The organism is Aestuariimicrobium ganziense, assembly GCF_015352975.1.
Lineage (GTDB): Bacteria > Actinomycetota > Actinomycetes > Propionibacteriales > Propionibacteriaceae > Aestuariimicrobium > Aestuariimicrobium ganziense.
The window spans coordinates 1-26,109 of record NZ_JACYIZ010000007.1 but is presented as its reverse complement, the minus strand read 5'-3'; the positions used below and the strand labels follow the sequence as shown (position 1 = coordinate 26,109).

21 protein-coding genes are annotated in these 26,109 nt (G+C 69.0%); 12 read left to right on the top strand and 9 right to left on the bottom strand.

Annotation, left to right across the window (positions count from 1 at the left end; all coding sequences use genetic code 11):
• Window positions 1-313: 313 nt before the first annotated feature.
• Entirely contained in the window at window positions 314-784 is a 471-nt protein-coding gene (locus IE660_RS13000) for a low molecular weight protein-tyrosine-phosphatase (protein ID WP_203568807.1), read from the bottom strand.
• 96 nt (window positions 785-880) lie between these two features.
• Here IE660_RS13000 and argF point away from each other — a divergent pair, with 96 nt between their 5' ends.
• On the top strand, window positions 881-1,870 hold the full coding sequence (gene argF / locus IE660_RS12995; protein WP_203568806.1) for an ornithine carbamoyltransferase: 990 nt from the start codon (window positions 881-883) through the stop codon (window positions 1,868-1,870).
• Window positions 1,871-2,373: 503 nt separating this feature from the next.
• Here the strand turns inward: argF and IE660_RS12990 are convergent.
• On the bottom strand, window positions 2,374-3,552 hold the full coding sequence (locus IE660_RS12990; RefSeq protein ID WP_203568805.1) for a MalY/PatB family protein: 1,179 nt from the start codon (window positions 3,550-3,552) through the stop codon (window positions 2,374-2,376).
• Between the two features lie 239 nt (window positions 3,553-3,791).
• Between IE660_RS12990 and IE660_RS12985 the strand changes: the two genes are divergently transcribed.
• Window positions 3,792-5,699, top strand: coding sequence for an ABC transporter ATP-binding protein (locus IE660_RS12985; protein WP_328701956.1), 1,908 nt, complete (start codon window positions 3,792-3,794; stop codon window positions 5,697-5,699).
• Complete coding sequence (locus IE660_RS12980) at window positions 5,696-7,660, top strand: ABC transporter ATP-binding protein (protein WP_203568804.1); 1,965 nt, start codon at window positions 5,696-5,698, stop codon at window positions 7,658-7,660. Before IE660_RS12985 ends, IE660_RS12980 begins: the two co-directional genes overlap by 4 nt.
• Window positions 7,661-7,931: 271 nt before the next feature.
• Here the strand turns inward: IE660_RS12980 and IE660_RS12975 are convergent, their stop codons facing one another.
• Complete coding sequence (locus IE660_RS12975) at window positions 7,932-9,227, bottom strand: DUF4241 domain-containing protein (protein ID WP_203568803.1); 1,296 nt, start codon at window positions 9,225-9,227, stop codon at window positions 7,932-7,934.
• A 134-nt stretch (window positions 9,228-9,361) separates the two neighbouring features.
• Here IE660_RS12975 and IE660_RS12970 point away from each other — a divergent pair, with 134 nt between their 5' ends.
• Genes IE660_RS12970 through IE660_RS12960 form a run of 3 tightly spaced genes read left to right on the top strand, consistent with a single transcriptional unit; the run spans window position 9,362 to window position 12,037 of the window.
• Window positions 9,362-10,189: a hypothetical protein gene (locus IE660_RS12970; RefSeq protein WP_203568802.1), complete on the top strand. Its 828-nt coding sequence runs from the start codon at window positions 9,362-9,364 to the stop codon at window positions 10,187-10,189.
• A gap of 1 nt (window position 10,190) precedes the next feature.
• A complete protein-coding gene (locus IE660_RS12965; RefSeq protein ID WP_203568801.1) occupies window positions 10,191-10,499 on the top strand; it encodes a type VII secretion target in 309 nt (102 codons plus the stop codon).
• Window positions 10,499-12,037 carry an alpha/beta hydrolase family protein gene (locus tag IE660_RS12960; RefSeq protein WP_203568800.1) on the top strand — a complete coding sequence of 513 codons (1,539 nt, stop codon included), beginning with the start codon at window positions 10,499-10,501 and terminating at the stop codon, window positions 12,035-12,037. Before IE660_RS12965 ends, IE660_RS12960 begins: the two co-directional genes overlap by 1 nt.
• Window positions 12,038-12,208: 171 nt before the next feature.
• Here IE660_RS12960 and IE660_RS12955 read toward each other — a convergent pair whose 3' ends face one another.
• The 3 genes from IE660_RS12955 to hemG all read right to left on the bottom strand — a co-directional run bounded on the left by IE660_RS12955 (window position 12,209) and on the right by hemG (window position 14,612).
• Window positions 12,209-12,517, bottom strand: a complete 309-nt coding sequence (locus tag IE660_RS12955) for a Dabb family protein (protein WP_203568799.1) — start codon at window positions 12,515-12,517, stop codon at window positions 12,209-12,211.
• Between the two features lie 63 nt (window positions 12,518-12,580).
• On the bottom strand, window positions 12,581-13,180 hold the full coding sequence (locus IE660_RS12950; RefSeq protein WP_203568798.1) for an HAD family hydrolase: 600 nt from the start codon (window positions 13,178-13,180) through the stop codon (window positions 12,581-12,583).
• Window positions 13,181-13,199: 19 nt separating this feature from the next.
• Window positions 13,200-14,612: a protoporphyrinogen oxidase gene (gene hemG, locus IE660_RS12945; RefSeq protein ID WP_203568797.1), complete on the bottom strand. Its 1,413-nt coding sequence runs from the start codon at window positions 14,610-14,612 to the stop codon at window positions 13,200-13,202.
• A gap of 127 nt (window positions 14,613-14,739) precedes the next feature.
• Here hemG and rhaI point away from each other — a divergent pair, with 127 nt between their 5' ends.
• From rhaI to IE660_RS12930, 3 genes are read left to right on the top strand one after another with little or no spacing between them, the layout of a single operon-like run.
• Window positions 14,740-15,906 (top strand): L-rhamnose isomerase, encoded by a 1,167-nt coding sequence (gene rhaI / locus IE660_RS12940; protein WP_203568796.1) that lies wholly within the window; start codon window positions 14,740-14,742, stop codon window positions 15,904-15,906.
• 51 nt (window positions 15,907-15,957) lie between these two features.
• Window positions 15,958-17,994, top strand: a complete 2,037-nt coding sequence (locus IE660_RS12935; RefSeq protein WP_203568795.1) for a bifunctional aldolase/short-chain dehydrogenase — start codon at window positions 15,958-15,960, stop codon at window positions 17,992-17,994.
• Window positions 17,991-19,412, top strand: coding sequence for a rhamnulokinase (locus IE660_RS12930; RefSeq protein WP_203568794.1), 1,422 nt, complete (start codon window positions 17,991-17,993; stop codon window positions 19,410-19,412). The genes IE660_RS12935 and IE660_RS12930 overlap by 4 nt, the downstream gene beginning before the upstream one ends.
• Here IE660_RS12930 and IE660_RS12925 read toward each other — a convergent pair.
• From IE660_RS12925 to IE660_RS12915, 3 genes are all read right to left on the bottom strand, one after another.
• The gene (locus IE660_RS12925; protein WP_207731118.1) at window positions 19,383-19,799 is read right to left on the bottom strand and encodes a PH domain-containing protein; all 417 of its coding nucleotides are present in this window, start codon (window positions 19,797-19,799) and stop codon (window positions 19,383-19,385) included. The genes IE660_RS12930 and IE660_RS12925 overlap by 30 nt on opposite strands.
• 53 nt (window positions 19,800-19,852) lie before the next feature.
• On the bottom strand, window positions 19,853-20,557 hold the full coding sequence (locus IE660_RS12920) for a response regulator transcription factor (protein ID WP_203568793.1): 705 nt from the start codon (window positions 20,555-20,557) through the stop codon (window positions 19,853-19,855).
• Window positions 20,558-20,693: 136 nt separating this feature from the next.
• Complete coding sequence (locus IE660_RS12915) at window positions 20,694-22,412, bottom strand: hypothetical protein (protein ID WP_203568792.1); 1,719 nt, start codon at window positions 22,410-22,412, stop codon at window positions 20,694-20,696.
• A 247-nt stretch (window positions 22,413-22,659) separates the two neighbouring features.
• Between IE660_RS12915 and pdhA the strand changes: the two genes are divergently transcribed.
• The 3 genes from pdhA to IE660_RS12900 form a co-directional block, all read left to right on the top strand.
• Complete coding sequence (pdhA, locus tag IE660_RS12910; protein WP_203568791.1) at window positions 22,660-23,838, top strand: pyruvate dehydrogenase (acetyl-transferring) E1 component subunit alpha; 1,179 nt, start codon at window positions 22,660-22,662, stop codon at window positions 23,836-23,838.
• A complete protein-coding gene (locus IE660_RS12905) occupies window positions 23,835-24,845 on the top strand; it encodes an alpha-ketoacid dehydrogenase subunit beta (RefSeq protein WP_203568790.1) in 1,011 nt (336 codons plus the stop codon). Before pdhA ends, IE660_RS12905 begins: the two co-directional genes overlap by 4 nt.
• Before the next feature lie 10 nt (window positions 24,846-24,855).
• Window positions 24,856-26,109: dihydrolipoamide acetyltransferase family protein (locus IE660_RS12900; protein ID WP_203568789.1), on the top strand; the 1,254-nt coding region annotated here is incomplete at its 3' end.

Here is a 26,109-nt window from a genome sequence, read left to right as displayed (position 1 = left end):
GTTCGTGGCGCGCAAGTTGCTGTCAGTCGCGTGTTTCACGCCACCAATCGGACGACCTCGCGTGGGCACCAGCGGTTCGTGGCGCGCAAGTTGCTGTCAGTCGCGTGTTTCACGCCACCAATCGGACGACCTCGCGTGGGCACCAGCGGTTCGTGGCGCGCAAGTTGCTGTCAGTCGCTTGTTTCACGCCACCAATCGGACGACCTCGCGTGGGCACCAGCGGTTCGTGGCGCGCAAGTTGCTGTCAGTCGCGTGTTTCACGCCACAAACCGGGTGCGGCCGCACCCCAGATCGGACGAGCCCGCCCCCGACGTCACCCCAGCGAGCCCGACACCTCGTCCAGGATGTTCGGGATCGCCACCTCGAGCACCTCGAGGGTGTCGACGAAGTCCTCAGGGCCGCCGTACCACGGGTCGGGCAGTGGCGTCCCGGGCGTCGCACCCGGGACGAAGTCGGTGACCAGGCGGATGTTGGTGGCATCAGGGACGAGCCTGAGCATCCGGTCGACGTGGATCTGCTCGGCGGCCACCAGCAGCGTGGTGTTGCGGATGTCCTGCTCGGTGATCCGGCGCGCCACGTGCTGACCGGGCTGGTAGCCAGCCCGCTCGAGCACTGCCCGTGCCCGCCGGTCGAGCGGGTTGCCGGACTCCTCGGCGCTCACGCCGGTGCTGTCGATGTCGATGTCGAGGCCCCGCTCGTCGGCCAACGCCTTCGCCATCACCTCACCCATCGGGCTACGGCAGATGTTGCCCCAGCAGACGAACTGCAGGCTGGATCGTGGCATGGCAGGGCTCCTCGTCGATCGCGTCCGAAGGTCGCGGGTCGTCCGGCCATTGTGTCCCATCGGCAGGGCTGGTCGTTCAGACACTAGATTTGGCCAATGACCTTCACCGGACGCCACTTCCTCAAGGAACTCGACTTCACCGTCGCCGAGTGGAACAGCCTGCTCGAGTTGTCGGCAGAGCTGAAGGCGGCCAAGAAGGAGCGCCGCCAGCAGCCCCTGCTGGCCGGGATGAACATCGCCCTGGTCTTCGAGAAGACCTCGACCCGCACGCGCTGCGCCTTCGAGGTGGCCGCCCACGACATGGGTGCGCATGCCACCTACCTCGATCCCTCGGGCTCGCAGCTGGGTCACAAGGAGTCGGTGGCCGACACCGCAGCGGTGCTCGGCCGCTACTTCGAGGGCATCCAGTACCGCGGCTTCGACCAGTCGGTGGTTGAGGAGTTGGCCGCCCATGCCGGGGTGCCGGTGTGGAACGGGCTGACCGACCAGTGGCACCCGACCCAGGCGCTGTGCGACATGCTCACCATCCGCGAGCACGCCACTCGTCCGCTGGACGAGGTGGCGATCGCCTACGTCGGCGATGCCCGCAGCAATGTCGGCAACTCCGTGCTGGTCGGCTCGGCGATGATGGGCCTCGACGTGCGGATGGTCTCACCCGGCCCGTTGCAGAACAGTGCCGAGGTGGTCGAGTCGGCCCGCGCCGTGGCCGCCGAGACCGGCGCCCGGGTCACCGTCACCGACGACCTGGCCGCGGTCGAGGGTGCCGACTTCGTCTACACCGACATCTGGGTGTCGATGGGAGAGCCCAAAGAGATCTGGGCCGAGCGCATCGAGTTGCTTCGTGACTATCAGGTCAACGCCGACCTGATGGCACGTACCGGACGAGCCGACGCCAAGTTCCTGCACTGCCTGCCGGCCTTCCACGACCGTCGCACCACGATCGGTGAGCAGATCTTCACCGAGTTCGGGCTCGACGGCATCGAGGTCACCGACGAGGTGTTCGGTTCGCCGGCCTCGGTGGTCTTCGACCAGGCCGAGAACCGGATGCACACCATCAAGGCGGTCATGGTCGCCACCTTGACCTGATCGATTCGCCGCCCCCGCGGCGGTGCCGCGGCAACAGTTGGCCACAAGGCAACAAGTGGTCACACCCTGTTGCTTTGGTCCTCCCAGCCTCAGACTCGACCTGGTCACCTACGGCGAGAGCGGCATCGGCTACACCGACGAGGCCGCGGACGAGGACCGCGACTTCGTCCCCCCCGAAGAAGCGCACAGCCGGCACGGTCGCCCTGGGCATCTCCCAGTCGATCGACAACTCCGAGGGTGGCGTCTCGAACTGTGACCGATGCCGAACCGTGCGGCCACCGCGGCCGCGCGTCCCTCGACCGGGTCGCAGACGCTCTGCAACCTGACCTTGCCCGCCCTTCGTCGAGTGCGAGGTGGGGGATGATCCCGCGTTGCGCGATCGTGCCCGCGCCGGCGATTCCCATCCGAACGATGTCGCCCATGATCGACTCTCCCTTGGACTCGTGAGCTGTCCACAGCACCCTGGCCGGGGGTACCCTCGGCGGGCGGGGAGCAGGCCCGACTCAGCCGCGGCGTTCGAGCGCAGCCAGGATCCGGCTCCACGCCTGCTCGAGGATCTCTGGTGAGGTGGCCAGGTTCATCCGCACGTGGCCGTCGCCACCGGGGCCGAAGGTGGGCCCGGCGTTGAGTGCCACCTTGGCGTGCTCCAGGAGCCACGGGCCCGGCTCGTCCGGCAGGTTCAGGGCGCGGAAGTCGAACCAGTGCAGGTAGGTGGCCTGCGGGTTCCAGTGGCCCACCTCGGGCAGGTTGGCGGCCAGGAAGCCGTCCAGCCACCGTGAGTTCGCCTCGAGTTGGTGCAGGCACTCGACCAGCCACGGCTCACCATCGTTGAAGGCGGCGGTGTTGGCGGCAATGCCGAAGGTCGAGGCGCCGGTCAGCTTGGGGGAGTGGGAGTCGACCAGCTTGTTCCACACCGTGTCGTCGTGGGCCATCATCACAGCGCAGCGCAGGCCCGGCAGGTTCCAGGCCTTCGAGCCCGAGGTCACCGTGACGCAGCGTCGCCGTGCCACCTCGCCCACCGAGTGGAACGGCACGGTGTGCGGACGCTCCTCGCCGGGGGCGAAGGGCAGCAGCGGTGCATGGATCTCGTCGGAGATGATCCAGGCGTCGTGGCGTTCGGCGACCTCGGCCAGGGCCCGCAACTCGTCCGCGGTGAACACCCGGCCCAACGGGTTGTACGGCTGGCACAGGATCATCGACCGGGCCCCGGCCTCGAAGGCGGCCTCGATGCCGGCCAGGTCGAGCGCAGGTCGGCCCAGGTCGTCGGTGACCATCGGCACCGAGATGATCTCGCGGCTGACGATACCCGGCACCACCCAGAACGGCATGTAGGCCGGCGACGGCAGCACCACCGGGGTGCCGGCCGGCGACAGTACCTCGATGCCGACCTCGACACCGCGCAGCACGTCGGGCAGGACGAACATCTGCTCGGGATCGAGGTCGAGCCCCAAGGTGCGCCGGCCCCAGTCGCTGATCGCCCGACGCAGTTCGGCGCCTCGGCCCGGATAGCCGTAGACCTGTGCGGCTGCGGTCTGCTCGATGGCCCGCTGGATCGGCGTGGCGGCGGCGTAGTCCATCTCGGCCACCCACAGCGGCAGCACGTCGTCGGGATACATGGTCCACTTCATCGCGCCCCGGGCCCGCAGTTCGGCCTCGGTCAGCATCCGGAATCCACTGCTCATGGCCCTCACCCTGCCACCCGAGCCGCTCGCCGACGAGATCGTCCACGGCTGGTCGTGGAATCGTCCATGTCGTGTCCTCATGCCGAGACCAGCTCATGAATTACTTGCACAGGTTAATCAATCAACCTAGACTCGACCGAGCGTCCCCGAGGCCCGCACCGTGGTCACACCACCGGTAGCCCGCCCCCTGCGACGCAGCAGCCCCCCACCAGCAGATCACACTCATTCGAGGATTCCCTGTGTCTTCAGCGTCCGGCTCGGACACCACGTCGAGCGCGCCCAACCACACCGTCCGGCTCTACGGCGATGCCCTCGACCGGCCGCCGCTGATCGACCCCAGGCGCACCAGCACCCGCCGCAACCCCGCGGCGTCGCTGATGCGGCTGACCCCCTACCTCAAGCCCTACGCGGTGGTCTTCTTCTCGATGCTCGGCCTGGCGCTGGTCGCGGTGCTGCTCAGCATCCTCACCCCGCTGATCACCCGCCGGATCATCGACGGCCCGGTGGTCGAGGGCGACAAGGAGTGGCTGTTCGCGCTCGGCGCGGTCGCGCTGGTGATCGGCCTGGGTGAGTCGATGCTGAACTTCATCCGCCGCTGGACGATGGGCCCGGCGATGCTGGGCATGGAGACCGGCATCCGCCTCGACATGTACGCCAAGCTGCAGCGGCTGCCGATGAGCTTCCACTCACGCTGGCAGTCGGGCCAGTTGCTCAGCCGCATCATGAGCGACCTGTCGACCATTCGGCGGTTCTCGGCCTTCGGCCTGACGTTCATGATCGTCAACACCGTGCAGATCATCGTGGTCACCATCCTGTTGATCAACATGTACTGGCCGCTGGGTGTGGTGGTGCTGCTGTCGGTGATCCCGGTGGTGTGGCTGTGCCTGGCCAACGAGCGGGTCTACACCAAGCTGTCGCGTCGCATCCAGGACGAGACCGGCGACGTCGCCAGTTCGGTCGAGGAGTCGATCCAGGGCCTTCGCGTGGTCAAGGCGTTCGGCCGGGTCGACCACGTCTTCAACCGGTTCACCAAGCGGGCGCAGTCACTGCACGACACCTCGATCGAGCGCGTGCGGAACGTCTCGAAGTTCTGGACCTTCCTCGAGGTCATCCCCACCCTGACGATGATCATCGTGCTGGCGATCGGCGCGGTGGCGGCCGCCCAGGAGCGCCTCACCCTGGGCACCCTGGTCGCGTTCATCACGCTGATGCTGTCGCTGATCTGGCCGATCGCCGCGCTGGGCTTCCTGCTGTCGATGGCCCAGGACGCGATGACCGCCGCCGACCGCATCTGCGAGATGTTCGACGCCGAAGAGACCATCGTCGGTGGCGACGTCGTCCTCGATGACCCCAAGGGGGCGCTGCGGTTCGAGAACGTGGCTTTCCAGTTCCACGACGCCGACCGTCCGGTGCTGCACGACCTCAACCTCGACATCCGCCCCGGCGAGACCATCGCCCTGGTCGGCGGAACCGGGTCGGGCAAGTCGACACTGACCGCGCTCGTGCCCCGTCTGGCCGACGTCACCGCCGGCCGGATCACCCTCGACGGGGTCGACATCCGCGACCTCGACCTGGTGGCGCTGCGCCGCATGGTGGCCACGGCCTTCGAAGACCCGACGTTGTTCTCGATGTCGGTGCGCGAGAACCTCACCCTGGGTCGTCCCGACGCGACCGAGGACGAGATCGCCGAGGCGATCGAGGTCGCCCAGGCCGGTTTCGTTCACGACCTGCCGTGGGGTCTGGACACCCGGATCGGTGAGCAGGGCATGAGCCTGTCGGGCGGTCAGCGCCAGCGGCTCGCCCTGGCCCGCGCCGTGCTGGTGCGTCCCGCGGTGCTGGTGCTGGACGACACGCTGTCGGCCCTCGACATCCACACCGAGGCCCTGGTCGAGGAGGCGCTCAAGCGCGTCCTGGTCGGGGTGACCGGCATCGTCGTCGCCCACCGGGCCTCGACGGTGCTGCTGGCCGACCGGGTGGCCATGCTCGAGGACGGCACGATCACCCACGTCGGCACCCACCACGACCTGCTGGCGACGGTGCCGGAGTACCGGGAACTGCTCAGCGCCGACTTCGACGCCGAAGAGGTGCTCGACGGCATGTCGCCCAGCGAGCGAGAACTCGCCGAGATGGAAGGGAGCCTGCGATGAGCCAGGGCACCGAGAAGCTGTCTCGCCGCGAGCGCCGTCGCCTCGAGCAGGAGCAGCAGCAGCGGATCACCGACGTCGACACCGGTCGTCCGGTCGACCGCGACACCCGCGACGGCCGAGACGAGCGACTCGACCGCGGTGAGCTCGACTGGCGCGGCGTCAGGGCCGAGGAGGCCCAGGACGGCGAGATCACCGAGAAGGCCTCGATCCTCCTGCGGGATCGTTCGCGCCGGCTGCTGGGCAGCCTGCTCAGCCCCTACGCGAAGTACCTGTGGGTGCTGGTCGCGGCGATCGTCGCCGAGAACATCGCCCGGCTGAGTTCGCCGTGGCTGGTCAGCCGCGGCATCGACCTCGGTGTGCCGCCGCTGATGCAGGGCGGCTCGGCGCGGATGCTGATCGAGACCGTGCTGTTGATGGTCGTTGCGGTCACCATCCAGGCCACCAGCCGGATCTTCTTCCTGCGGGTCAGCGGACGCATCGGCCAGGCGGTGCTGCTCGAACTGCGCAAGCGGGTGTTCCGCCACTTCCAGCGCCTGGACGTGAAGTTCCACGACCGCTACACCTCGGGACGAGCCGTCTCGCGCCTGACCAGCGACATGGACGCGATCGCCGAACTGATGGCCGGCGGCTTCGACGGCCTGATCACCGCGGTGCTCACCCTGATCGGTGTCTCGATCATGCTGATGGTGCTCGACTGGCGCCTGGGCCTGATCTGCCTGCTCAGCCTGGTGTTCGTCGGCATGCTGGCCCGCTGGTTCAGCCGCGCCAGCTCTCGCACCTGGCGCAAGGTTCGCGAGGCCTCGGCCATGGTCATCGTCCAGTTCGTCGAGTCGATGACCGGCATCAAGGCGGTGCAGTCCTACCGCCGCCAGCCGCGCAACCAGGAGATCTTCACCGACCTGTCGCACCGCTTCCGCCAGATCAACATCAAGACCTTCCACCTGTTCGCGATCTTCCAGCCCGGCATCCAGGCGATCGGCAACATCACCATCGCGGTCATCCTGGTGGTGGGTGGCCTGTACGTGATGGACGGGTCGATGACGGTCGGTGTGCTCGCGGCCTTCCTGCTCTACCTGCGCCAGTTCTTCCAGCCGATGCAGGAGATCGGGCAGTTCTACAACACCTTCCAGTCGGCGATCTCGGCGCTGGAGAAGCTGTCGGGCGTGCTCGAGGAGCAGCCCGAGGTCAAGGAGGCCACCGACCCGGTGCCGCTGCCCAAGGCCCGCGGTGACGTCACCTTCGACCACGTCGACTTCAGCTACGTCGAGGACGTGCCGGTGCTGCCCGACCTCGACCTGCACATCCCGGCCGGGCAGACCGTCGCCCTGGTCGGCACCACTGGCGCCGGCAAGACCACGATCGCCAAGCTGATCAGCCGGTTCTACGACCCGACCGCTGGACGGGTGCTGCTCGACGGCGTCGACCTGCGCGACCTGTCGGACGACGACCTGCGCCGCGCCGTGGTGATGGTCACCCAGGAGAACTTCATGTTCGACGGGTCGGTGGCCGACAACATCGGTTTCGGACGACCCGAGGCCAGCCGGGACGAGATCATCGCAGCTGCCTCGGCAGTGGGTGCGCACGCGTTCATCAGCGCGCTGCCGCAGGGGTACGACACCGACGTGGCCAAGCGTGGTGGACGCCTGTCGGCCGGCCAGCGCCAGTTGGTCGCGTTCGCCCGGGCGTTCCTCGCCGACCCGGCAGTGCTGATCCTGGACGAGGCGACCAGCTCTCTCGACATTCCCTCGGAGCGGCTCGTCCAGCAGGCGCTGCAGACGATCCTCGCCGACCGGACCGCGGTGATCATCGCCCACCGGCTCTCGACGGTCGAGATCGCCGACCGGGTGCTGGTGCTCGAACACGGCCAGGTGCTCGAGGATGGCCCGCCCGCCCAGCTGATGGACACCTCGGGTGGACGCTACGCCGCCCTGCACGAGGCCTGGGTGAAGTCACTCGCCTGAGGCTGCGATCGCAGTTTCGGCAATTGCCGCGACTGCCCGCAATCGCCGCAACGCTGATCCGGCGGGTTGGTGGAAATCGCTGGGTGGACCCATCAATGCCCACCAAACGGATCGCGCACCCACGACGCGCCTCACTCACCAGGGCCACGTCGTCTGGCCCCAGGACACACCTGACCCGAGACGCTGGGGAGTGCTTCCACTGTGGAAGCACTCCCCAGCGCCGTGCTCATGCACTCGTCCGGCCGCGCAGGTGATGACGCAGCCCCGAGACTCAGACGTGCTGCCACCCCAGGTAGGCGTCGAGTTCGATCGTCCAGTTCGAGGGACGCCCCTTGACCGCCAACTCGGAGAGGTCGCCGTCCTCCTCGCTGTCGGCCAGCACCCGTCCGCGGTCGTCGACCACCCGGACGGCCTCGATGAAGCCCCACTCGTCGTCGACCTCGAGCCGAGACCTGAGCAGCCCCGTGCTGGGCCGCAGCACCACACCCTCGAGCCGAGGGTCGGGGACGACGAACTCGTCCGCGGGCCATGGCACCCGGATGGTGCCGCGCTCGACCCGAACCAGCATCTGGAAGTCGACGAGCAGACGCACCGGGGTACCCGAGGCATCGACTCCCCAGAACGCCGGGTAGGAGCCGTCACCCCAGCCGCTCGAGCTCACCGCACCGAACGGTCGGCCGGTGCTGAAGTCGAGCAGCGACGCCGCCGGCGACGGCAGCTGCGTCCACGCGTTGTAGGCGGCCTCCTTCACCCGCAGGCTCACCTCGGCCAGATCAGCCAGGTCGATGACGGCGAGGTTGGCGTAGTCGACGCCGACGACGTTGCCCGCGCCCACCGCGTCCGCCGGGTGCCAGGCGACGGGATCGCCGTCAGCCAGTCGCACCCGCAGCGCACCGACGCGTCCCTCGACGATGGCGACGTCGGCGGTGAATGTGCCCGGCGCGACGCGGCGGGCGAACGGCTCGGCGTCGTCTCGTCCCAGGTCGAACACGGTGAGCACGCCCGAGCGGCACTCGAACCCACCCAGCTCGCGCACCTCGATCACCGTCTGCTCGCCGGTGGCCAGGGTGACCTGGCGCCCCGGCGTGAACAGCCCGTCGCCATCGAGGCGGTAGCGCGGCGACAGCGGTGCCATCGGGGCGTCGAGGGTGGCCTCGTCCACGCGAGCAGCGAGTCCCTCGATGGCGGGCCCGAAGGGATCGGAGAACATCGTCGAGACCGTGTCGATCCGCCAACCGTCCGCCTCGTCGACCAGTCGGTACTCCTGGTAACGCTCCCGGGCGCCGGTCGAGCGAGTCACCACCGTGGCCACGCCGTCCTCGACCTGGCTGTCGATGATCTCCTCCGAGGCCCCATAGGGCGGCTCGAAGCCCGAGTAGCTGCTGCCGATGCTGAGGGTGCCGGTGGTGTGTTCGCGCTCCACCGGGTCGATCGCGGCACGCCAACCCTCGAAGAAGGCCGAGAAGTCGTCGTTCAGGTCGAGGTCGCCGCCCTGCATGCCCTCCCACGCAGTGCGAACGCCGGTCCAGAAGGCAGCCAGGCGGTCCTGGGGTGAGCTGATCGGCATGCGGTCAACGGCAGGGCGGCGCGGGTTCGCCGCCCGCAATCTGGTGGTCGGTACTCAGGACGGACGCGCTGTCGGTGCTCATCTTGCTGCTTGGTCGCCCCGACCTGGACGCGGCCATGGGTAGCGTCGCGAGGGTGGACATCATCGCCAAGCTGCTGCGCACCGCCGATGCCTACGAGGCTGAGGCGCGACGCATCCGTGCAGCCCGTCGAGGCGGCGAGGAGGCCACCGCCGGCATCACCGTGCAGGTCACCACCGAGGCCGTCATCGAACGCGTGCGGTTCTCCAGCGCCGCCACCACCTTGTCGCCAGCACGCCTGACCGAAGACTTCTGGCGGGTCTTTCGGGCCGCCGTCCGCGACGCCGAGCGCGCCACCGTCGAGGCCACACCGGTTGAACTGCGCGACGCCGAGGCCGCCGAGATCGTCCTCGAGACCAGCCCGGACGACGAGGCCGGTGCCCGTCAGCTGCCGCGGCCGACGCAACCCACCCCGTGGACTGACCAGGCCGACCTGTGGCCCGAGGGCATCCCCGATGGGGCTCCGGTGCAGGTGATGGCCGACCTCAAGGCGCACATTCAGCGGATCGTCGACGACGCCGACGCCGTCGGCCCCGCCATCAATCAGTTGCGTGGCCACGGCGAACACCCCGCGCAGCGACCCACCGTGCGCGCCGAGGTGACCGCCACCGGCGTCCCGACCCAGGTCACTTTCACCGCCCAGGCCCAGGGCAGCGACACCGACGAGTTGGCCGACCACGTGCTGGCTGCCCTGCAGGCCGCCAAGGACGACGTGGCCGAGCAGGCCGAGGCACTGTGGCGCCAGGCCGGCATGACCGGACGAGCCCAGGACCCCTACACGATGCACCACGTGCGCCCGGGCGAGATGGGCCCAGACGAGATGGGCCCAGACGAGATGAGCCCCGGCGAGATGGGTCCCGACGAGCGGCGAGGGGAGCGCTGAGGTGAGCGACTTCACCGTCGACCCGGACGAACTCGACGCCGCGGCCAGCTCGGTCGGCGACGAGACCTCGACCATCACCGGCCTGGCGGCCGGAGTGCATGCGCCCTCGTCACAAGCCTGCGGCATCCTGCTCTCCCAGGCGTTCCGGATCACCTTCCCCTCGGCCACCGACGGTGCCACCGACTTCGTCACCGCCCTCGGTGGGGCGGTCGACTCGATCAGCACCAGGCTCACCCAGTCGGCCACCCACTACCGCCAGACCGAGGCCGACGCAGTCGAACTGGCCGACACGGTGTGGGAAGGCCCCTGATGGCGACCGAGGTCGTGACCAACGAACGTTTCGTCCGTGCCACCGCGGTGCTGGGCGAAGGTGCCTCATCACGCAGCAGCAACCCTGGCCTGGAGAACGACCCGTTGTCGATCCTGCTGCCGCAGGGAGGGCTGAGCTGGTTGTCGGCCCCCGCGGCGCTGTGGGAACTGGTGCCCAACCTGGTCGGCGGTCTGACCGCTTGGATCATCAGCCACATCGGGCCCATCGACGAGGCGCTCGACCAACTCACCGGCGACGCCGACGAACTGCAGCAGACGTCGGCCGCGTGGAGCCAGACCGGGCAGGCCCTCGACCTGCACGCCAGCGCCATGGTCGGGGTCGGCAGCAGGGTCACCCAGAGCTGGACGGGCGACGCCGCCGACGCCTTCACCACCCACAACGCAGCCGAACAGGGCTGCGCCCGGGCCGCCACCGGGGTGTTCGAGACCATGGGCACCCGACTGCTCGGCGTCGGCGACTACGTCGGCAATGCCCGCAAGTCGATCATCGCCATCGCCAGCAAACTGATCGGCGACCTGGTCAGGGCCGCGATCAGGGTGGCCAGCCACTGGTGGAAGCCCTGGGCCTGGGCCAGTGCGATCAGCGACTTCATCGCCTGGGCACTGGACTTCATCGCCAACACCCTGCGCGAGATCGCCGCGATCCTGCAGGACGTGGTGGCCCAGGGGACGATGCTGCTCGGGCAGATCGGGGGCATGGGGCAGGACCTGCGCCGCGCCGCGTCGATCCTGCGTGACGGATCAGACCCCGGGCTGGTCGGCGACGTGGCCGACGGCTCGTTCGGCGACACCATCCAGGGCGACACTCGGCCCCAGGACCGCGACCTGATGAGGCTCACCAACCACGAGACCGTCGACGGCTACACCCCGCTCACCGACGACCAATTGCGCGAACTCGGCATCGACCCGGCGCTGCTCACCAACGACGAGACCGGATTCGTGTCCAAGGTGTTCCGCGGGCCCAGCGGCGAACTCGTGGTGATGTTCGAGGGCACCGACTTCGGCACCGTCGAGGACGTCACCGAAGATCTCTACGGCACCACCGTGCTGTCGGGACAGTCGGCTGACGCGTCCCGGCTGGCGCAGGCGCTCAACGGCTCACCGGCTGCTGACGACGTGATCTACACCGGCTACTCGCTGGGTGGACGGCTGGCGGCCGTGGCGTCGATGACCAGCGGCAACGGTGCGGTGACCTTCAACGCTGCCGGGGTCAGTCCGGCCACGCTGGACCACTTCGCCCAGCAGAACAGGATGGACCCGACCGACTACCGCCAGCAGTTGCAGAGCGGGCAGGTGCGGCTCTACACCACCGCCGACGACCCGCTCACCAACGTGCAGGAGGACTTCTCACTCACCAAGCACACCGCTCCCGACGCGGTGGGCCAGCAGTACTACCTGGGTGGTGACCACAACTGGGTCACCGAGGCGGTGGACGGGCACGACATGGACAACGTCATCGCCGAGTACGACGAGGCCACCCCGGTTGGCGCCGGCGACCGCAGCCTCAACCCGGAGTGAGAGCCTGTCGTCCGTCCACCGTTCGTACGGCCCCGCCCCTGGCTGAAGCACACCTCACTGGCTGAGGCACAGGCAATTGCGTGTGCCTCGCGCAAGATGTTGTGCCTCAGCGCGAGAGGTGGGGTGCCTGCGTACGAAGGATCGCCCGAGCCACTGCGAGGGAGGGCGACCTCAGAGGGCGACGAAGTCGAGTTCCTGGAAGTCGGCGACCTCGGCCTGCCACCGGTCGCGGACGAACGCCACGTGGTCGGGGTGCTCGTTGTAGGCGGTGTAGGCGTCCTGGTCGTCGAACCACATCGTGAACCAGAAGGTGTGGTCGCTCTTGGGGCTCACCTGGCGCAGTTGCTGGTAGTCCTCAACGCCGGGGATGGCGGTCAGGGCAGCGGCTGCGGCCAGGAAGTCGCGCTCGGCCTCGGACCCGGGCTCATGGTGCAGCCGGAACGAGACGGTGTGCTGGATGCGGGGATCGGCCGTGGTCATGCCCCGAGCGTATCGACGCCGAGCCCCGGTGCCCGTCCGTTGGGCCATGGTCCGGCCGAGCGGCTACCGGGTGAGCCAGCCGCCCTCGACCAGGAACGCCCGGGTGGCGGCGTCGCTGGTCCACAGGTGGGTGCGCCAGCCGACGGCCTCGGCGCCGTCGAGGTTGACCTGGCGGTCGTCCACGAACACGATCTGGTCGGCAGGCACCCCGAGGGCCTTCTCGACCAGCGCGAAGATCGCCGGATCGGGTTTCGACTCACCGAGCACGCCCGAGACGAACACCTCACCGACGTGGCGCCGCCACGGCATCGCCTCGAGGGCGGCGAGCAGGTCGACCGGGGCGTTCGACAGCAGCGCAGTCGGCACCCCGGCCTCGGCCAGGTCACGCAGGATCGCCTCGGCCTCGGGACGAATCGGTGCCCATGCCTTGGCATCGGCGCGTCCCAGCCGGTTCGCCAGCTCCTCGTCCATCGGCTCACCGAGGTCGTCGGCCACCGCCGACCAGTAGGCCAGGTTGCTGCAGCCCTCGTCATAGGGCTGGCGGTGCCGCCAGTACGGGCCTTCCAGTGCGACCGGATCAACACCCCAGACAGCGGCGACCACCGCCTCCTTGCCCTCGGGCTCCGAGAGCACCCCACCGAAGTCCAGCACCACCACGCTCATGCAAGCCAGCCTTCCAGCCTCAGCCGCGGGCCGCCAGCACCTGAGCAGCGACCGTGCGTCCCGACGTGATCGCCGACACCACACCGGGACCGTCGACCGGGGCGCCGGCCACGTGCAGCCCGCCCAGCTCGGCCAGCGCCGCACGTGCCTTCGCCACCCGGTCGGGGTGCCCCGGGGCCAGTTGCGGCATCACCCGAGGCCAGCGCACCACGCGGGCGAACTGCGGTTCGGCCCGCAACCCGATGAGAGCCCCCAGTTCGTCGGCGCAACGGCGCACCATCGTCTCGTCGTCCAGCGAATCGACGGTCGAGCGCTGCGCATTGCCGACCGCGATCCGCACCAGGTGGTGCTCGGCGTCGGCGTGGCGTGATGGCCACTTGCGGCTGAGGTTCGTCATCGAGCGCATGGTCTCGGCCTGCCGGCTGCTCAACAGCACGGCGTTGGCGGTGCGCAAGGTGCGGTTTCGTCCAGCTGCTGCGCGGTCGTACCCGAGCACCACGGTGGCCACGGTGGCGGTGCGCACCCAGGCCATCGCGCGGGCCAGCTCGGAACAGTGCGGCCGCACCAGTTCGGCGGTCGTCGTGGTCGGAGTGGTCAGCACCACGTGGTCGGCCCGCAGGGTATGGCCGTCGGTGTGGACGAGCCAGTCCTCGCCGTCACGCTCCAGCGAGCTCACGGCTCGCCCGTACTGCACCGAGGCCCCGCACTGTTCGGCGAGCGCCTCGGCCAACGCAGCGACCCCGGTCGGCCAACTCACCGCGCCGGGACGAACCGGACGCCCCGCGACGGGCGCCTTCCTGCCCGACCCCACCAGGGCGCGGCGCAGCAGCGACTCGCCGTCGCGTGCCACCGGGACCAACTGCGGCGCCGTCGCCTGCAACGACAACCCGTGCACGTTGCCGGCGTGGATGTTGCCCAGCAGCGGGTCGACGAACCGGTCGACCACCTGGCCCCCGAACCGGTGGTGCACGAAGGCTCCCACCGAGATGTCGCCGGTGACCTTGCGGCAGAAGAGAGGTTCCAGACCGGCGCGCACCAGCCCCGGCAACGACAGCATCCCCGAGCGCAGCACTGGCCAGACCTGGGTGGGTCCGGTGGGTGAGACCCCAGCCGGCAGTGGGACGAGGCGTCGTCCCGACTTCAGCAGCACGGGTCCGGGCTCGGGAACCACCGCAGTCGCGGTGAGCCCGAGTTCGTCGACCAAGGTGGCGACCGGCGGCACGCTCAACGGCACCGACTCCGCACCCACGTCGACCAGCACCGGCTCGTCCGTCCGGCGACTGGGCACCTCGATGGTGGCCACCTGACCGCCGGGACCCTCGCCCGACTCCAGGACGGTGACCTGCAGTCCGGGCACACCAGACAGGGCACGGGCCGCCGTCAGGCCGCTCAACCCACCACCGACGACGACCACCTGGATGGGGGAGTTCACACGGCTCACCCTAGTGCGGTGCCGCTTGACGCTGATGGGGGGCTGCGGCGTATCCTCGTCATGAAACGATTCATCGTCGGTGTGGTCCGACTCGTCGGGCCCCGACCGCAACGGAGCGAGGACGACCATGACCATCCCGCAGCAGGTGCTCGACACCCTGGCCACGCTCACCATCGAGGTGCCCTCGTGGGCCTACGGCAACTCCGGAACCCGGTTCAAGGTGTTCGGCTCACCCGGCGTGCCCCGCGACCCGTTCGAGAAGGTCGCCGACGCCGCCCAGGTGCACCGGATGACCGGTCTGGCCCCCAAGGTCGCCCTGCACATCCCGTGGGACAAGGTCGAGGACTACGACGCCCTGAAGCGCCACGCCGCCGACCTCGGTGTCGGCATCGGCACCATCAACTCCAACACCTTCCAGGACGACGTCTACAAGCTCGGGTCGCTGTGCCACCGTGACGCGGCCGTGCGCCAGCAGGCCATCGACCACCACCTCGAGTGCATCGAGATCATGGACGCCACCGGCTCGTCCGACCTGAAGATCTGGCTCGCCGACGGCACCAACTACCCCGGTCAGGACGACATCCGCGCCCGTCAGGACCACCTCGCCGAATCGCTCAGCACGATCTACGACCGGCTCGGCCCCGAGCAGCGGCTCGTGCTGGAGTACAAGTTCTTCGAGCCGGCGTTCTACCACACCGACGTGCCCGACTGGGGCACCTCGCTCGTGCACTGCCTGGCCCTGGGTGAGCGCGCCAAGGTCTGCCTCGACACCGGCCACCACGCCCCGGGCACCAACATCGAGTTCATCGTCGCCCAGTTGCTGCGGCTCGGACGACTCGGCAGCTTCGACTTCAACTCCCGCTTCTACGCCGACGACGACCTGATCGTCGGGGCCGCCGATCCCTACCAGCTGTTCCGCATCCTGTGCGAGGTGGTGCGCGGCGGCGGGCTCGAGCCCGACTCCGGCGTGGTCTTCATGCTCGACCAGTGTCACAACATCGAGCCCAAGGTGGCCGGCCAGATCCGCTCGGTGCTCAACGTGCAGGAGATGCTGGCCCGCGCCCTGCTGGTCGACCGCGACGCGCTCACCACTGCCCAGTTGGCCGGCGATGTGCTCACCGCCAACGAGGTCTTCACCGACGCCTTCCAGACCGACGTGCGCGCCGACCTGGCCGCGTGGCGCGAGTCGCGTGGCCTGCCGGCCCAACCGATGGCCGCCCATGCCGAGTCGGGTTACCAGGACCAGATCTCGGCCGACCGCCAAGGCGGCACCCAGGCCGGCTGGGGCGCCTGAGCCGCTCGTCCACCCACAGACCCACAGACCACACCGACCCGAGGAAGCCACGTGACCCACGAGACCGTCCGGCAACTGATCGAGCGCTCCAACCGACTCGGCGCTGACCCCACCACCACCAACTACGCCGGGGGCAACACCTCGGCCAAGGGCACCCAGACCGACCCGGTGACCGGCAGCGACACCGAACTGCTCTGGGTCAAGGGCTCCGGCGGCGACCTCGGCACCCTCACCGAGGCCGGCCTGGCCGTGCTGCGCCTCGACCGGGTGCAGGCGCTCACCGGCGTCTACCCCGGCGTCGAGCGCGAGGACGAGATGGTGGCCGCCTTCGACCACTGCCTGTTCGGCAAGGGCGGTGCCGCCCCTTCGATCGACACCGCCATGCACGCCCTGGTCGACGCCCCGCACGTCGACCACTTGCACCCCGATGCGGGGATTGCGATCGCTGCCGCCGCCGACGGCGAGGCGCTCACCCGCGAGATCTTCGGCGACACCGTCGCCTGGGTGCCGTGGCGTCGTCCCGGCTTCCAACTCGGCCTCGACATCGCCGCCATCCACGACGAGCACCCCGAGGCGATCGGGGTGATCCTGGGCGGCCACGGCATCACCGCCTGGGGTGCCACCACCGAGGAGTGCGAAGCCAACTCGATGCGGATCATCCGCACCATCGAGGCCCACATCGCCGAGCACGGTCGCCCCGAGCCGTTCGGCGCGCTTCGTCCCGGCTTCGAGGCCCTCGCTGAGGACGAGCGTCGCGCCCGTGCCGCAGAACTCGCCCCCGCGCTGCGCGCCATTGCCTCGCGCGACAAGGCGATGGTCGGCCACTTCAACGACTCCGAGGTGGTGCTCGACTTCCTGTCGCGCGAGAAGGCCCCGGCGCTGGCCGAACTCGGCACCAGTTGCCCCGACCACTTCCTGCGCACCAAGGTCAAGCCGATGCTGCTCGACCTGCCGCCATCGGCGCCGCTGGACGAGACCCTGGCCCGCCTGGACGAACTGCACGCCGCCTACCGCGATGCCTACGCCGGCTACTACCAGCGCCACGCCCAGCCCGACTCGCCCGCGATGCGGGGTGCTGACCCGCTGGTGATCCTGGTGCCGGGCGTCGGCATGTTCAGCTACGGCGCCAACAAGCAGACCGCACGCGTGGCCGGTGAGTTCTACGTCAACGCCATCAACGTGATGCGGGGCGCCGAGGCGCTGTCGACCTACCAGCCGATCGACGAGAGCGAGAAGTTCCGCATCGAGTACTGGGCGCTGGAAGAGGCCAAGCTGCAGCGGATGCCCAAGCCCAAGGCGCTGGCCACCCGGATCGCCCTGGTCACCGGTTCGGCCTCGGGCATCGGCAAGGCCACCGCCGAGCGGCTGGCCGCCGAGGGTGCCTGCGTGGTGATCGCCGACCTCGACCTGGCCAAGGCGCAGGGCATCGCCGCCGAGATCGGCTCGTCCGACGTCGCCATCGGCGTGCAGTGCGACGTGACCAGGGCCGACCAGGTCAGGGCCGCCGTCGATGCCGCCGTGCTGGGGTTCGGTGGGCTCGACCTGGTGGTCAACAACGCGGGCTTGAGCCTGAGCAAGCCGCTGCTCGAGACCACCGAGGCCGACTGGGACCTGCAGCACGACGTGATGGCCAAGGGCTCGTTCCTGGTCAGCCAGGCCGCGGCCCGAGTGATGATTCCGCAGAAGCTCGGCGGCGACATCGTCTACATCTCCAGCAAGAACTCGGTGTTCGCCGGACCCAACAACCTCGCCTACTCGGCCACCAAGGCCGACCAGGCCCACCAGGTGCGGCTGCTGGCGGCCGAGCTCGGCGAGCACGGCATCAAGGTCAACGGCATCAATCCCGACGGGGTGGTGCAGGGTTCGGGCATCTTCGCCGGCGGCTGGGGTGCTGCCCGCGCCAAGGTCTACGGCGTGGACGAGGCCGACCTGGGCAAGTTCTACGCCCAGCGCACGCTGCTCAAGCGCGAGGTGCTGCCCCGAAACATTGCCAACGCTGTGTTTGTGCTGTGCAGCGCCGACATGTCGCACACCACAGGTCTGCACGTGCCGGTCGATGCCGGCGTCGCGGCGGCGTTCCTGCGGTGAGCACCGTCGTCAGGGCCGCAGTCGACCTGGGCGCCAGCAGCGGACGGGTACTGGTCGGTCGCCTCGAGCGCGACCGGATCGACCTCGCCGAGGTCGCCCGCTTCCCGACCGCGCCCCGGCGACGGACGACCGGCCCCTCCGGGCCGGGGCTGTTCTGGGACTTCGACGCCCTGCTCGGCCACATTCGGCGGGGGCTGGACGAGGCGGCCCGGCAGCACAGTGACCTGGCCAGCGTCGGCATCGACAGTTGGGCGGTCGACTACGGGCTGCTCCGCCAGGGGGAGCTGATCGACGACCCGTTCTGCTACCGCGACGAGCGGTGCCAGCGCGGCGTCGACTGGGTGCACCAGCGGGTCGGCTTCGAGCAGCTACACGCCCGCAACGGCCTGCAGTTCCTGCCGTTCACCACCGTCTACCAGTTGGGTGCCGAGTCGCCACCGGGACGAGGAGCCGACGCGCTGCTGCTCGTCCCCGACCTGGTCACCCACGCCCTCACCGGGCATCTGGCCACCGAGCGCACCAACGCCTCGACCACCGGCCTGCTCGATCCTCGCACCGGCGACTGGGACACCGACCTGATGGCAGCCCTCGGCATCCCGAGGGCACTGTTCACCGGGCTGGTCGATGCTGGCGACGAGCGCGGCCACACCAGGGTCGGGCACCGTGACCTGCCGGTGCTCACCACGGCCAGCCATGACACGGCGGCAGCGATCCTGGCCACCCCGATGGACCCCGAGCGCTCCGCCTACGCGTCGCTGGGCACGTGGGGCCTGGTCGGCGTCGAGCTTGAGCACCCAGTGCTCAGTGAGGCGGCCAGGCGGGCGAACTTCACCAACGAAGGGGGTGTCGCGGGCACCACCCGCTTTCTGCGCAACGTCATGGGCACCTGGTTGCTCTCCGAGGTGCTACGGGAGTGGGGACGCGAGGACGACCTCGTCGACCTGCTCGCGGCAGCCGCGGCTCAGCCCGCGCCACGCTCCCTGGTCGATGTGGACGACCCTGCGTTCCTCGCCCCCGACGACATGGCCACCCGGCTCACGGCGTGGCTGCGTGAGCACGACCAACCGGTGCCCGAGAGCGCTGCGGGCGTCGTCCGCCTGGTGGTGGAGAGCACCGCGGCGGCGCAGGCTGCTGCCGTGCACCGCGCCGGCGAACTGACCGGACGCCGGGTCGAGCAGGTGCACGTGGTCGGTGGCGGGTCACGCAGTGAGTTGCTGTGTCAACTCCTGGCCGACCACAGCGGCTTGACCGTGCTGGCCGGTCCGGTCGAGGCGACCGGGATCGGCAACCTGCTGGGTCAGTCCGGCATGACGACCCGCGACGACGTCGAGCGGGCCAGGTCGTTGGTCAGTGCGAGCACCCGGGTCAGGGTGCACCAGCCGGGCGGGTCAGTGGATGACGCCCAGTACCGCCGATGAGATCAAGTGGTCCAAGCGTCGGACGTCGACGCCCTTCCCCAAGTTGACCTTGATGTGCCCACTTCTGGTCCACAGTTCCATCTCGGAGTTGAGATCGAAGGTGCCTGCGTTTTCCGACGACCACATGTTGATCGCGCTATAGGGCAGGGAGTAGATCTCCACCTTCTTGCCAGTCAGCCCTTGGGCGTCGCGGACGATGAGGCGCTTGGTGGTGAAGACTGCGGTGTCCCGAAACGTCTTGTAGGCAGCGATTGGCTGCTCGCCCTGAACGAGCACTGGTGCGATGTCAGGTGGGATGGCTACCTCAGCCTGGAAGGTCCAAGCGGTGATGGGCGCGAGTTCGGCTACCACGGCGTTCTCCTCGATCTGGTGGCGCTTGTGCGTCAACGCCTTCAGGTTAGGGGCGTGCAAGACGGGAGCAGACGCGGCGCGCGAGTCTCTCAGCGAGGCGGTGACGGCGGTGTCGCGGGGGTGATCGGCGACTGGGTGGTGCGAGGCTCGCGCCCCATGCCATGGCCGATGCCCCAGGCCACGGCCTGCGAGCGCCGCACGACGCCGATCTTCTTGTAGGCCGAGCGAATGTAGGACTTCACCGAGTTCGGGCTCAGGTAGGTGCGCTCGGCGATGTCGGCATTGGTCAGGCCTCGGGTGATCAGGGCCACCATCTCGGCCTCGCGCTGGGTCAGGCCGGCTTCGCGCCCGGGCCAGTCACCGTTGCGGCGCGGCTCGGCCGACTCCTGGTCACGGTTGCGCGGATGGCTCGCGCTCACCAGTCGCTGACCGGCACTGATGCGCTCGAGCGCCGAGACCAGGGCAGCGCCGCCCATGGCCTTGCTGAGCACCCCTGACGCGCCGGCGCCGAGTGCAGCGTCGACGTAGTGCGAGTCCATCGTCCACGTGTAGAGCACGACGTGGCGCACCTGCTGGTCGCGAATCAGCTCCCGCACCCCGTTCAGTGACAGTCCCTCGTGGGCGAAGCTGTCGTAGAGGGCGATGTCGACCGGGGTGTTGATGTCTTTGTGGGCGACGTCGAGTTCGACCACGTTGACGCGTTCGGCATAGGGCAGCAGCATCTGCCGCAGGCCCTTGACGACAACCTCGTAGTCGTTCACGAGCGCCACACGCAGGGGGGTGGGGCCGTTCATGGATTGACTATCTCACAGCCAACTTTGGCCCCGCAGCCACCCTCGTGTTCACATCAGCAGACCTTCAAGTGGGCCTGACAAGCGACTGCGCCGCCGGAGCTGAAGTCCGGGGGCGCAGATCGTGTGGTGTGTCGGTTCAGGCGAACAGCCGCATGCCGTTCCATCCGGTCCCCGCCCTGCGGGCAGTGCCCCACCAGCCCTGCAGGTTGGTGAAGGAGTACATCTCACCGTTGGACTTGCGGCCCAGCAGGTCGGGCAGTCCGTCACCGGACAGGTCGCCCGGTGAGAACATGGCCGTCCAGCCGTTCCATCCGTGGCCCACCTGGGTGCGTCGCACCACCACTCCGTTGCGCGTGTAGTAGGCGTACAGGATCCCGTCGTTGCTCACGGCGATGATGTCGGCAGTCTTGTCGTCCTTGTTGAACGACCCCACGCTGGTCAGGTAGCGCATCATGTTCCATCCGTGCCCGATCTTCGTGGTGTTGCCCATCCACGTCGGGGTCACTCGATAGCGCATCAGGTCACCGGTGGCGGTCACGCCGACCACGTTGATCTGCCCCGTGCCGAACATGTCGCCCACCACAGTCAGGTTGCTGAGCCCGTTCCAACCGGAGCCGACCTTGCGGCGCGCCCCGTAGCTGCCCATGCCACTTCCCATCCACAGGTACAGGGTGCCGTCACTGTGGCGCCCGAGCAGGTCCTCGCGACCGTCCCCGTTGATGTCGGGGGTGTGCGCGATCCAGGTGTAGGGGGCCCAGCCACTTCCGACGACCCACCCGTTGCGGATCACACCGGGCTTCGCGCCCTTGTAGATCTTCAGGTCGCCGGTGGAGGTGACAGCGACCACCTCGGCGATCCGATCACCGGTCTGGTCACCGGGCGCACGAGTCACCGGTGCCCAGGTCGTGAAGTCGATGTCGAGCGAGACCGGGGTGCTGGTCCCGTCCTTCACCCCGGTGGCGGTGACCTTGCCGGTGTAGTGCGAGCCCTGCACCAGAGGCGCTGTGGGAATCATGACGACCACCGCATCGAGCTGCTCGGGCAGGTTGGTGGTGAGTCGGCAGTAGCTCACCGGCACGCCGTCGCGGAACAGCGAGCTCTGCACGTTGGTGAGGGAGTCGTACTTGGTGTAGTCGAACTGTGCGGTGATCGGGTAACCCCAGGCGTTCGACGTCTGGGGGCAGTTGCCCGTGTACAGCGGCGCTGCCGAGGACTCGAAGGCCATCTTGCCGTGGCGCTGACCCGCGGGGAACACGGCCTGCGGGCTGACTGTCGATGAGGCGGTGTTGAAGGCCATCACGGTGAAGTCGGTGGTGCGGGTGATCGCGAACCCGGACGAAGTCGGCCGCAGCAGCTGGTTGCTTCGCTCCCACGGGTCCATCATCAACAGGTCGATGGCCGCGGAGTAGCTCGGCGACTGGAAGGTGACCGAGGTCCAGGGGGCGATGGCTGCACCCTGAGCCGTGTAGCCGGGGTAGCCCACGACCTCGGTGTAGGGATCGAGGTCGGGGCGGTTGATGTTGAGCTGCAGATAGTTGGCGTGGGCACGCAGTGCGGCGTCCAGCGTCGTGTCGTAGAACATCGCCTTGGCCCCGACGCGGGTGCGGTAGTTGTTCAGCAGCGCCAGGGCGGTCGCGGACTCGCTGGCCGCCGGACGCACCTGGGCCTGCGGCACCACCTCGGTGCTGCGGGCAATGTGCTTGCTGCGCCCGGTCGGAGCGGGGTCGTTGTCGGCAGGGGGCTCGGCGCTGGCGACGAACGAGGTCGCGGCCAGGACCAGGCTGAGCGCGGTCGCGACCAGAGCACGCAGCCCTCGTCGGACGCGTGGGCCGCTGGGGCTCGGGTGGCGCTGCATGGTGGCTCCTGGGAAGTCAACGGAGTGGGAGACTGGCGTGTCGAGTCTAGGCGGCACCCGGCCGAGAGGCCATGTTGGGCCTCGACCCACGCCTGAGTGTCTGCCGCAACCCACCCCCAGGGGGATCCGCCGTTGGGCGTTGTCACCAAGCCAGGGGGCTCAGTTTCGTCCGATTCCTCCACCTACGCGACCGTAACCTTACGCTACCGTAGGTTTCCGAGGCGTGGACGTCGAGAGGACTCATCCCATGACCAACCTGATCGGCCATCCCGATCACGGCAGCTTCGAACGCGACCCCCAGGACATGGTCCAGCTGCTCACCCCCGAGGGCGAGCGGGTCGAGCACCCCGACTTCGCGTGGTGCGGCGACGACGACCTGGCCAAGCAGCTCCTCCGCGACATGGTGCTCGCCCGACGCTTCGACGTCGAGGGGACGAACCTGCAGCGCCACGGCGAGCTGGGGGTGTGGCCGCCTGCTCTGGGGCAGGAAGCCGCCCAGGTCGGTGCGGCACATGCGATGCGAGCCGGTGACCATGTCTTCCCGACCTACCGCGAGCACGTGGTCTGCCTGCTGCGTGGGGTGACCCCGGCCGACATGCTCGGCATCTGGCGTGGCACCACCCAGTCGGCCTGGGACACCGTCTCGACCAACACCCACATGTACACCCTGGTCATCGGGGCACAGACGCTGCACGCCACCGGCTACGCCATGGGCCTGCAACTCGACGGCATGGTCGGCAACGACGACCCCGAGCGCAACGCCGGCGTGCTGGCCTTCCACGGCGACGGCGCGTCCAGCCAGGGCGACGTCAACGAGTCGTACGTGTTCGCGGCCAGCTACCACGCCCCGGTGGTGTTCTTCTGCCAGAACAACCAGTGGGCGATCAGTGAGCCGATCACCCGCCAGACCACGATCCCGCTCTACCAGCGAGCCATGGGCTTCGGCTTCCCGGGGGTGCGGGTCGACGGCAACGACGTGCTCGCAGTGCACGCGGTCACCTCGTGGGCGATGGAGCGGGCCCGGCAGGGGCAGGGGCCGGCCTTCATCGAGGCCTTCACCTACCGCATGGGTGCCCACACCACCGCGGACGACCCGACCAAGTACCGCCTGGCCGAAGAGACCGAGCACTGGCGGCTCAAGGACCCGATCGAGCGCCTGCGCGCCCACCTGCTGCGCAGCGGCAAGATCGACGACGCCTGGCTGGCCGAGTTGGACGACGAGGCCGAGCAGTTCGGAGCCGAGGTTCGGGCTGCCTGCCATGCGCTGCCGGTGCCCAAGTTCAGTGAGATCTTTGCCACTGTGCACGCCGAGTCCACGGCCGAACTCGAGGCCCAGCGCGAGCAGTACCAGACCTGGGCCGACAGCTTCGAGTCGATCGGTGCCGACTCCCACGGTGCCGCGAACGGGCAGGGGGTGTCGCCATGAGCGCCCAACCGCAGGCGGTGCCGAACGGCACCAAGCAGACCCTCACCCTGGGCAAGGCCCTCAACGCCGGCCTTCGTCGCGCGCTCGAGGCCGACCCCAAGGTGCTGCTCGCCGGGGAGGACATCGGACGTCTCGGCGGCGTCTTCCGGATCACCGAGGGACTGCAGAAGGACTTCGGTGAGGACCGTGTCATCGACTCCCCCTTGGCCGAGTCGGGCATCGTCGGCACCGCGGTCGGCCTCGCCCTGCGCGGCTACCGCCCGGTGGTCGAGATGCAGTTCGACGGCTTCGTCTTCCCCGCCTTCGACCAGATCACCACCCAGGTCGCCAAGATGCACTTCCGCTCCGGCGGGCGCATTCCCATGCCGATGGTGATCCGGATCCCCTACGGCGGGGGCATCGGCTCGATCGAGCACCACTCCGAGTCGCCCGAGACCTACTTCGCCCACACCCCCGGTCTCAAGGTGGTCACCTGCTCGACCCCGCACGACGCCTACTGGATGATCCAGCAGGCGATCGCCTCGGACGATCCGGTGGTCTTCCTCGAACCCAAGCGGCGCTACCACGAACGGGGCGAGGTGGACGAGACCACCGCCCCGATCGCCCTGCACCAGGCCCAGGTGGTGCGCCACGGCAGCGACGTCACCCTGCTGGCGTACGGGCCGATGGTCAAGACCTGCCTCGAGGCCGCCGCCGTGGGCGCCGACGAGGGCCGCTTCATCGAGGTTGTCGACCTGCGCAGCCTGTCGCCGATCGACATGGTGACCGTCTCGGCCAGCGTGCGGCGCACCAAGCGGGCGATCGTCGTCCACGAGGCCCACCGCACCCTGGGGCTGGGTGCCGAGCTGGCCGCCCGCCTGCACGAGGACCTGTTCTACGTGATGGAGTCGCCGGTGCTGCGGGTGACCGGCTACGACACGCCCTATCCTCCGAGCAGGATCGAGGAGGACTACCTGCCCAACCTCGACCGCATCCTCGATGCGGTCGACGAGTCGATGAGCCGCTGAGGAGCCTGACATGCAGCACTTCCGCCTGCCCGACCCCGGTGAGGGTCTGGTCGAGGCCGAGATCGTGTCGTGGAAGGTGGCCGTCGGCGACGAGGTCAAGGTCAATGACATCGTCGTCGAGATCGAGACCAGCAAGTCCTTGGTCGAACTGCCGATTCCCTGGGCCGGCCTGGTCACCGAGATCCACGTCGCCGAGGGCCAGATGGCCGAGGTCGGCACCGTGATCATCTCCATCGACGACGGCCGTCCTGGCGAGGCCGAGTCCGCCGCGCCGGAGCCGGTGCTGGTCGGCTCGGGGGCCAAGGCCGCGGCCACCAGCCGGCGCTCCCGGCGCGGCCGCGGCGCTGGCGGATCGTCGGGCAGCGAGTCGCTGGACGAGACCCACCGGCTGATGGCCGACGTCTACGGCCAACACGCCCCGTCGCGGCGCTCGGACGACGTGCAGGAGCCGCACGCCGTGCGCGCTGAACCCACCGGTGACCCGCTGCCTCGTCCAGGACAGGCACCGCGAGGCACCGACCTCGTCCTCGTCGGCGGCCAACGCGAACCGCTGGCCAAGCCACCGGTGCGGCTGCTGGCCAAGCTGCTGGGGGTCGACCTGTCAACGGTCACCGGCACCGGCCCGGACGGCACGATCACCCGCGGCGACGTCGAGGCGGCTGCCGCCTGGGCGGAGCTGGGGTCGCGGCCGAGCGCTCGTCCGCAGAGCTCGTTCGTCACCGATTCGGCCGGCGACTTCGGCGACGACCACGTCTCGAGTGCCTACGGCCCCCGCAACGACCGTCCCTGGGGCGAGCGCCGGGTGCCGATCAAGGGTGTGCGCAAGGTGACCGCCCAGGCGATGGTCGAATCGGTCACCAAGCACGTGCACGTCACCGAGTGGACCACCGTCGACGTCACCCGCACGATGGAGATGGTCGAGACCCTGCGCAAGCGGCGCGAGTTCGCCGACCTGAGGGTCAGCCCGCTGCTGCTCTACGCCAAGGCGGTCTGCCTGGCGATGGCCAACAACCCCGACATCAACTCGTCGTGGGACGAGGAGAACCAGGAGATCGTCTACCACGGTGACGTCAACCTGGGCATCGCCGCAGCGACGCCACGAGGGCTGATGGTGCCCAACATCAAGGGTGCGCAGCGGATGAGCCTGGTCGAACTGGGCCGGGCGATCACCTCACTGGTGCAGGTCAGCCGTGAGGGACGCCTGCAGCCGGCCGACTACAACGGCGGCACCTTCACCCTGACCAATGTCGGCGTGTTCGGCATC

Coding starts and splice junctions, on each gene's coding strand:
- IE660_RS13000 (WP_203568807.1), bottom strand. CDS start 784: ATGCCACGATCCAGCCTGCAGTTCGTCTGCTGGGGCAACATCTGCCGT.
- argF (WP_203568806.1), top strand. CDS start 881: ATGACCTTCACCGGACGCCACTTCCTCAAGGAACTCGACTTCACCGTC.
- IE660_RS12990 (WP_203568805.1), bottom strand. CDS start 3,552: ATGAGCAGTGGATTCCGGATGCTGACCGAGGCCGAACTGCGGGCCCGG.
- IE660_RS12980 (WP_203568804.1), top strand. CDS start 5,696: ATGAGCCAGGGCACCGAGAAGCTGTCTCGCCGCGAGCGCCGTCGCCTC.
- IE660_RS12975 (WP_203568803.1), bottom strand. CDS start 9,227: ATGCCGATCAGCTCACCCCAGGACCGCCTGGCTGCCTTCTGGACCGGC.
- IE660_RS12960 (WP_203568800.1), top strand. CDS start 10,499: ATGGCGACCGAGGTCGTGACCAACGAACGTTTCGTCCGTGCCACCGCG.
- IE660_RS12955 (WP_203568799.1), bottom strand. CDS start 12,517: ATGACCACGGCCGATCCCCGCATCCAGCACACCGTCTCGTTCCGGCTG.
- IE660_RS12950 (WP_203568798.1), bottom strand. CDS start 13,180: ATGAGCGTGGTGGTGCTGGACTTCGGTGGGGTGCTCTCGGAGCCCGAG.
- rhaI (WP_203568796.1), top strand. CDS start 14,740: ATGACCATCCCGCAGCAGGTGCTCGACACCCTGGCCACGCTCACCATC.
- IE660_RS12920 (WP_203568793.1), bottom strand. CDS start 20,557: ATGAACGGCCCCACCCCCCTGCGTGTGGCGCTCGTGAACGACTACGAG.
- IE660_RS12915 (WP_203568792.1), bottom strand. CDS start 22,412: ATGCAGCGCCACCCGAGCCCCAGCGGCCCACGCGTCCGACGAGGGCTG.
- pdhA (WP_203568791.1), top strand. CDS start 22,660: ATGACCAACCTGATCGGCCATCCCGATCACGGCAGCTTCGAACGCGAC.
- IE660_RS12905 (WP_203568790.1), top strand. CDS start 23,835: ATGAGCGCCCAACCGCAGGCGGTGCCGAACGGCACCAAGCAGACCCTC.